Source organism: Kitasatospora sp. NPDC098652 (genome assembly GCF_044760155.1).
Classification (GTDB): Bacteria; Actinomycetota; Actinomycetes; order Streptomycetales; family Streptomycetaceae; genus Kitasatospora.
This window is the reverse complement of record NZ_JBIWAQ010000054.1, coordinates 1-7002: the sequence shown is the minus strand read 5'-3', so window position 1 is coordinate 7002 and position 7002 is coordinate 1. Positions and strand designations below refer to the sequence as shown.

Below are 7002 nucleotides of genomic sequence, written 5' to 3'. Positions count from 1 at the left end.
GCCAACCACCGGCGACGCGCACACGCACGGGGCGAAGCCCCCGCGCGGCACGCGCGGCCGGAATCCCCGTCCCTTTAGGGCAGGGAGGAAGTCAACGAGGAGAAGAAGTTCCGGTAGGCGGTGTGCAGATCACGGAGGGACTGCACGAGCACCACCGAGGACACATCGCCAAGCCACGCCCGTTCGTCGGTGCGCTTGGCGGCGGTGATGACCTGCTTCTGGAGGTCGCTGTCCTTGATGTACGGCAGCTCCGCCTTGTGGGCCTCCTGGCGGGCGCGGAGCCCGTCGTTGAAGACCACGCGGGCGCACCCGAACGCCTGGGCCAGCGCACGGCGCTGAGAGGCGTCCGGGTAGACCCGGTAGTTGTACCGGAGCTGCATACGAGTGATCATATCGTTTGGTCTATGAGTGAACTGGCAGACTATCGACGCGGTAGGCACGTGGTTACGGCGATGCACGTGCACTTGGTCTTCGTGACGAAGTACCGGCGCGGCGTCTTCACCGACGAGATGCTGACGCGCTGCGAGGAGATCATGCGGGACGTGTGCGTGAGCTTCGAGGCCGAGTTGAAGGAGTTCAACGGCGAGAAGGATCACGTCCACCTGCTGGTGCACTACGCGCCGAAGATGGCCGTGTCCAAGCTGGTGAACAGCCTCAAGGGCGTATCCGCGCGGTATCTGCGGCAGGAGTACACCGGTGCGATGAACCGGGCGATCATGCACGGCCACCTGTGGTCGCCGTCCTACTTCGCCGCGTCCTGCGGCGGCGCACCGCTCAGCATCATCCGCCAGTACATCGAGAACCAGCAGCGGCCCGTCTGACCCTCAGAACGGAGGCGCAGAGAGCTACGGCGCTCCGCGCCTCCGGGCCAAGGATGAGCTAACCCCGGCCTGAAGGCCGAGGCTTGCGCTCAAGAGTGTCGGTCACGCGAGGAGCGCCTCCAGCTCGTCGAGCCGGGCGAACAGCTCGGGCAGGCCGCGCAGGCCGTCTCGTACGGACTCGTGCGACAGCGCGAGGTCGGGGCCGGTGGCCGCCTCGACACCGGCGAGGCAGCGCAGGACGTTCCACCGGGTGTGCCCCAGCCAGCCGTCGATCGTGTACGCGAACCAGCTCGGACCCGGCGGCGGCAGTGCTGCGCCGCCCGCGACGTAGCCGTCGAGGACGGCGCGGAAGACGGCGGGCCTGATGTCGTCGAGGCCGGGGCCCTTGGTGATGCCCAGCGCGGTCGAGCCGAGCTCGCCGGACAGGTCGAGCAGCCCGGACAGCTCCCAGTCGAGCAGCACCGGGCGGCCCTGGCGGGCGAGCAGGTTCCACGGCTGGACGTCCCGGTGGGTCAGCACGAGGGGGCCGGGCCGTTCGCAGGTGTCGAGGAAGTCGGCGATCGCCAGGAACGTTCCGACGCGGGAGGCGAGTTCGTCGGCCCACGGCTGTCCGGTCGCCGCCGCCCGCGCGGCCAGGGCGGGCCAGTCCCGGGGCGTCGCCTCCCTGACCGGCTCAGGGGTCCACGGGACGTCGAGCGCGTGCAGGCGCGCGAGGATCCCGCCGATCTCGAAGGCGAACGCCTCCGGCACCGGCTCCTCCGGCACCTTCTCGCCCTCGACCCAGCGGTGCACGAGCGTTTGTGCGTCGGCCGCGACCGGCTCCGGCATCGGGACACCGGCGGCGAACGCCGCCCGCTCGAACCCGAACACCTCCTCGACCCGGTAGGGCCGGCGCCGGTCGGCGAGGTTCAACTCCTTGACCGCGAAGGACCCCTGGTCGGTGTCGAGGCGGTACGTCCGGTTGGCGAACCCGCCGTGGACGCGGATCATCGGCCCGAGCGGAACGCCGAACTGGGAGAGGTTCACCCGCGCATGGTAGTGCCGCGACCGCAACCGTTCACCCGTGATCGCAAGGCGCCTCGCGGGATGAGCGCACACGCAGCAGCGGCTGGTATTACTGGGGCATGCAGGAAGAGACCGCACGCGCCGCGATCGACACGTTCATCTCCGCGTTCAACGCCTCGGACGACAACTATGTGACCGCCCTGCTCTCCCAGGCCCTGACCTCGGACGTGGTCTTCTGGGGGCCGTTGGGCCGCAGCGAGGGGATCGCGGCGGTCGAGCGGTTCGTGCTGGACATCCGGCGCCACCCGGCGGGGGCCGGCACGATGGTGCGCTGCTCGGAGGTGGACATGCCCGACGAGTGGGCCCGGTACCGGTGGGTCTTCACCACGCCGGACGGAGGCCCCCGCCTGGCGGGAACGGACGTGGTCCATCTGCGGCGCAGCCTCATCGACCAGGTCATCGTCTTCGCGGGGGAGATCGAGCCGTCCGCCTCCTGAGCCGCCCGGCCCCTGAGCCGCCCGGCTTCTGAGCCGCCCGGCTTCTGCATCGCCCGTGGACGCCGGTGCCTGCCGGTGCCTGCCGGCGTCCACGGGGCGCCGGTGTCAGCGGGTGCTGAAGTCGGCGTTCCAGGAGGCCGCGCCCGTACGCGCCAAGCCGACCTCGTTGTAGTCGCCGACCATGATCCCCAGGTGGTCGGGGGACTTGATCCACCCGTCGACGGCCGCGTCGATGTTCGTCGGCCCGTAGAAGGCGATCTCGCCGAAGCCCCGCCCGGTGTAGCCCAGGCCCGCCGCGATGCGGCCCGAGTCGCAGAAGTGCCCGGAGACCCGGCGCTGGTCCATCTGGTCGGCGTTGCACTGGGCGGCCTGGGAGAGCGTCGCGTTGAACCGCACCGGCGCCTTGCCGTACTGGGCGCGCAGGGCGTTCAGCCGGTCCAGGAAGCGCTGCTGGTCGGAGGTGACCGGGCCGGGGCCCGGACCGGGGCCGGTGCCGCCGGAGGGGAGCACGTCGAAGCGCTGGGACGCGCTGCCGGTGCAGCCCTCGACCGTGACCTCCCGGTCCAGGCCGTGGTACGTCAGGCAGCCGCCGCCCTGGGCGTTGCGCAGGTAGGTGCCGCCCTCGGCGGCGGACTCCAGGGTCCACTGCTGGTTGGCCCCGGCCCACCAGTGGACGAACTGGGTGGAGCGGTTGTCCCGGGTGTCCATCTCCAGCACCCGCTCGGTGCCGTTGACGTTGCGGGCGAAGTCGACCCGGTCGCCGGGCTTGTTGGATATCCAGAACGAGGTGGAGGCGTCCTGGTAGCCGCGGGCGACGATCCGCGAGCCCTCCCCGTCGGAGCTGGCCAGCGAGTGGTGGTTCTGGTGGTCCTGGATCGTGACCATCTGCTCGACCACGGCCGCGGCCCTGGCGTTCGCCGGCGCCGCCAGCAGCGTGGCACCGCTCGCGGACAGCGCGCAGACGGCGAACGCCAGGGCCGCCGCCCGGGTGCGGCGACGGGCGCCCGCGCCCGGACGGCGGGTGCGGGTGGACGACGGGTGGGACACGGGGATCTCCTACGCTCGGTGGACCGCGTGCCGACGGGCAGGCGGGGCATAGGACAGGACAACAGCGCCGGGTAGACAACCGATCAACGACCCGTCACCGCCCAGGGACCGCCGCACCTGGCCGCACCGGGCCGCACCGGGGCCGCACCGGGCCGTGCGGGGGCCGTGCGGGGCGAAACCGTGTGGCGCGGTGCCGGCAGGCGCTGCTACCTTTCGGCCAGGCCGTGCGAGAGAACGAGGAGGTGGTACCCGTGAACACGACGACATGGGTGCTCTCCTGCGGGGTCACGGTCGGGCGATAGGTCGTCGCCCGGGAGCGCCGTTCAGCAGCTCTCCCGAAAGGCACGACCGTGCACTTCACCCCCTCCGTCTCCCTCGCCTTCACCGGTCCCACCGCCGGACAGCACCTCGCCGACGGCGTCCTGGAGCGTGAGTTCCTCCTCGGCGACACCCCCGGCACCCTGTGGACCCCGCCCACCGCCGCGCCCGCCGCGCCCGCCCCGCTGATCCTGATGGCCCACAACAACGGCCTGCCCCGGCGCGAGCCCCGCCTGGTCGCCCGGGCCCGCTACACCGCCGCCCGGGGCTACGCGGTGGCCACCATCGACGCCCCCGGCTGCGGCGACCGGCCCCGGACCCGGGCCGCCGAGCAGGCCCGCGCCGAACTGCGCCGGGCGATGCGGGCCGGGGAGCCGACCGACGAGCTCTTCGAAGCCCTCGTCGGCCCGCTCGTCGAAGCCGCCGCCCCCCAGTGGCGGACCACCCTGGACGCCCTCCTGACCCTGCCCGAGATCGCCGACGGCCCGGTCGGCTACTCGGGGTGGGCGGCCCTGGGCATCCGCCTGGCCGCCACCGACCCGCGCATCGCGGCCGCGGGCCTGTTCGCCGGCGGCTACGTGCCCCGCGCCCAGCGCGAGCAGGCCCGGCAGGTCACCGTCCCGCTGCTGTTCCTGCTCCAGTGGGACGACGAGGGCAACCCCCGCCGGCGCGCCCTCGACCTGTTCGACGCCTTCGCCGCCACCGAGAAGACCCTGCACGCCAACCTCGGCGGGCACACCGGCACCCCCGCCTTCGAACTGGAGGACAGCAGCCGCTTCTACGACCGTCACCTGCGGTAGGGCCGCGCCGCCGGGCCCCCGCCCGCGTCCGCGCCCCCGCCCGCGTCCGCGCCCCCGCCCGCGTCCGCGCCGCCTGCCGCGCGGGCGGGGGCCTGGCGGGCGGGGCCCGCGGCGAACACCGGCTCGCAGCCCGTCAGTTCGCAGCTGGCCTCCCACAGCCAGGCCGCCGCCCCCGGGTCGGCCAGCTGCTCCCACAGGGGTTCGGGCCGGGGCTGGCCGCGCAGCCCGAACACCCGCGGGCTCCACAGCACCGGGCCGCCGTGCACCCCCGGGTCCAGCACGGCCCGCACCGCCGGCCAGGCGGCGGCGTCCTTGCCCTGGACGACCAGGCCCAGCGGCAGGTGGGCCAGGTGCTCGCCGGTGCTGCGGGCGTGCAGCGGCGGGCGCGCGGGGGTGAGCGCGTCCAGCGCCCCGCCGGGGTGGACCAGGACGCTCAGCGCCGTACTGCCCGCGGCGCGCAGCCGGCGGCCGAGCTCGACGGCGAACAGCATCTGGGCCAGCTTGGAGCGGGCGTAGGCGCGCTTGGGCCGGTAGTCGCGGGCGCTCTGCAGGTCGGCGAAGTCCAGGCGCTCGGACTTGGCGGCGAAGCTGCCGGTGGTGACGATCCGGCTGCCGGGGGCGGCCGACAGCAGCGGGGCCAGGTGGGCGGTGAGCGCGAAGTGGCCCAGGTGGTTGGTGGCGAACATCAGCTCGTGGCCGTCCGGCGTGGTGCGGCGCGGCGGGTCGTCCAGGGCGATGCCCGCGTTCAGGACGACCGCGTCCAGACGCCCCGGGTGCTCCAGATCGAGCGCGTCGAGCGCGCCGGGGGCCGCCTCGACGGAGGCCGGGTCGGCCAGGTCCAGCGGCAGGTGCCGCACCCGGGCGCCGGGCACGCGCGCGCCGATGGCGGCCGTCGCCGCCCGGGCCCTGCCCCGGTCACGGCTGCCCAGGACGACGGTGGCGCCGGTGCCGGCCAGCTGCTCGGCGACGAAGTACCCGATGCCGGCGTTGCCGCCGGTGACCAGGACGGTCCTCCCGTCGGCGCGGGGCAGCCGGCGGACGTCCCACGGCGGGCTCTGGGGTGCGGAGTTGGGCATCGGACGGCTCCTGGGGTGTGCGGCGGGCCTCGGGGGGCGCGTCGATCACGCCCCGGCCCCGAGGTTCCCGCGGGCCGCTCACACTTCACCGGCAGCGCGCTGTCCCCGCTGTCGGCCCACCGTCACCACCCCGCCCCGCCCGGCCGGCCCGCCCGGCCGCGCCGGGGCTCAGTCGGAGCTCGGTCGGGGTTCAGCCGGGGTTCAGCCGGGGTTCAGTCGACGCAGAACTCGTTGCCCTCGACGTCCAGCATTGGGATGCACGAGTCGTGGCCGTCGTACAGCACCTGCACCTGCCGGGCGCCCAGCGCCTCCAGCCGTGCGGCCTCGGCCTTGAGCACGGCCAGGCGCTCCTCGCCCACCAGCCCGGTGCCCACCCGCACGTCCAGGTGCACCCGGTTCTTGACGGCCTTGCCCTCCGGGACGCGCTGGAAGTACAGCCGCGGACCCACCCCCGAGGGATCGGTGCACGCGCACCAGGAGTCCCGCTCCTCGGGCGCCCGGGAGGCCTCGTACTCCTCCCACGAGGCGAACCCCGTCGGCGCCGTCCTGACGTAGCCCAGCACCTCGCACCAGAACCGGGCCACCCGCCCGGGCTCCGCGCAGTCGAAGGTCACCTGGAACTGCCTGATCGCCGGCTGCTTGACCGCCGGCTGCTTGATCGCTGACATCCGGGCACGGTAGCAGGGCACGCTCACGCGCCGGCCGGAACATCGGCCGTCACCGTCCAGTCCGCGGCCGGACCGGCGCCACCGGGCCGGGCGCCCAGGCCGCCCTCCTGTGTCTGGGTCAGGTAGAGGTCGTTGTCGTTGAGGTCCGACTCCGAGCGGACCCGGCAACGGCCGCCGTCCGCCACGCTCCACGCCGACTCGGTCGCACGGCACTGGCCGTAGCGGATGCTCCAGTTGTCGCCGATGGCCACACACCCCCAGGTGCCCTGCTCCGGGTCGAACGCCGCCACGTTCACCGCCGCGCCGACCGCCCGCAGCTCCCACCGCTGCCCGGGCGCCGCCGCCTCGCACGGCTCCAGCCGCACCTGGGCGGTGCCGGGGACGTGGTGCAGACAGGTGCCGGTACGGGCGTTGCGCAGGCTGTACGTCACCGCCGGCTGCGCCGCGCGGGCGGCGGCGGCCGGGAACGGCGACAGCGACAGGAGCAGTGCGGCGGCGAGGGCGGCTGCGGCCGCCGCGCGCCGGGGGCGAACGGGCATGGGGTGGCTCTCCGTCGGGACGTGGTGCAGCGTTCAACGACCGGACGCACGGTCAGGAAACGAACCACCCCGCCCGACTCCCGGCATACGCAGGCACGGGAAGTCGGCCCGGCCGACTTCCCGTGCCGCGCTGCCGCTAGATGATTGATGCCAAGGGCTCGCTGGCACGCATGACATGAAGCGAGGGAGTCCAAAGATCGGTTGTGACGCCTGATCTGGACTCCCTCGCGA

8 protein-coding genes and 1 pseudogene are annotated in these 7002 nt (G+C 73.8%); 3 read left to right on the top strand and 6 right to left on the bottom strand.

Translation table 11 applies throughout. The features are described 5' to 3' along the window. Nucleotides 1–92: 92 nt before the first annotated feature. Nucleotides 93–380 (bottom strand): annotated as a pseudogene (locus ACIQWA_RS40810) (helix-turn-helix domain-containing protein); the annotation flags it as partial. A gap of 24 nt (nucleotides 381–404) precedes the next feature. On the opposite strand from ACIQWA_RS40810, the gene tnpA reads away from it, so the two are divergent. Beyond that, a complete protein-coding gene (tnpA, locus tag ACIQWA_RS40805) occupies nucleotides 405–821 on the top strand; it encodes an IS200/IS605 family transposase (protein WP_402492238.1) in 417 nt (138 codons plus the stop codon). A 102-nt stretch (nucleotides 822–923) separates the two neighbouring features. Here the strand turns inward: tnpA and ACIQWA_RS40800 are convergent, their stop codons facing one another. Continuing rightward, complete coding sequence (locus ACIQWA_RS40800; protein WP_402492235.1) at nucleotides 924–1847, bottom strand: phosphotransferase family protein; 924 nt, start codon at nucleotides 1845–1847, stop codon at nucleotides 924–926. Nucleotides 1848–1945: 98 nt separating this feature from the next. Here ACIQWA_RS40800 and ACIQWA_RS40795 point away from each other — a divergent pair, with 98 nt between their 5' ends. Then, nucleotides 1946–2323, top strand: coding sequence for a nuclear transport factor 2 family protein (locus ACIQWA_RS40795; RefSeq protein ID WP_360232290.1), 378 nt, complete (start codon nucleotides 1946–1948; stop codon nucleotides 2321–2323). Nucleotides 2324–2428: 105 nt separating this feature from the next. Here ACIQWA_RS40795 and ACIQWA_RS40790 read toward each other — a convergent pair whose 3' ends face one another. Beyond that, entirely contained in the window at nucleotides 2429–3370 is a 942-nt protein-coding gene (locus ACIQWA_RS40790) for a CAP domain-containing protein (RefSeq protein ID WP_402492232.1), read from the bottom strand. Nucleotides 3371–3720: 350 nt separating this feature from the next. Between ACIQWA_RS40790 and ACIQWA_RS40785 the strand changes: the two genes are divergently transcribed. Continuing rightward, nucleotides 3721–4488 (top strand): dienelactone hydrolase family protein, encoded by a 768-nt coding sequence (locus ACIQWA_RS40785; RefSeq protein ID WP_402492229.1) that lies wholly within the window; start codon nucleotides 3721–3723, stop codon nucleotides 4486–4488. Here ACIQWA_RS40785 and ACIQWA_RS40780 read toward each other — a convergent pair. The 3 genes from ACIQWA_RS40780 to ACIQWA_RS40770 form a co-directional block, all read right to left on the bottom strand. Continuing rightward, nucleotides 4476–5564 (bottom strand): SDR family NAD(P)-dependent oxidoreductase, encoded by a 1089-nt coding sequence (locus tag ACIQWA_RS40780; protein ID WP_402492227.1) that lies wholly within the window; start codon nucleotides 5562–5564, stop codon nucleotides 4476–4478. The two genes, ACIQWA_RS40785 and ACIQWA_RS40780, sit on opposite strands and share 13 nt — an antisense overlap. A 212-nt stretch (nucleotides 5565–5776) precedes the next feature. Beyond that, entirely contained in the window at nucleotides 5777–6232 is a 456-nt protein-coding gene (locus ACIQWA_RS40775; RefSeq protein ID WP_402492224.1) for a VOC family protein, read from the bottom strand. A 23-nt stretch (nucleotides 6233–6255) separates the two neighbouring features. Then, entirely contained in the window at nucleotides 6256–6771 is a 516-nt protein-coding gene (locus tag ACIQWA_RS40770) for a hypothetical protein (RefSeq protein ID WP_402492221.1), read from the bottom strand. Between the last annotated feature and the right edge of the window lie 231 nt (nucleotides 6772–7002).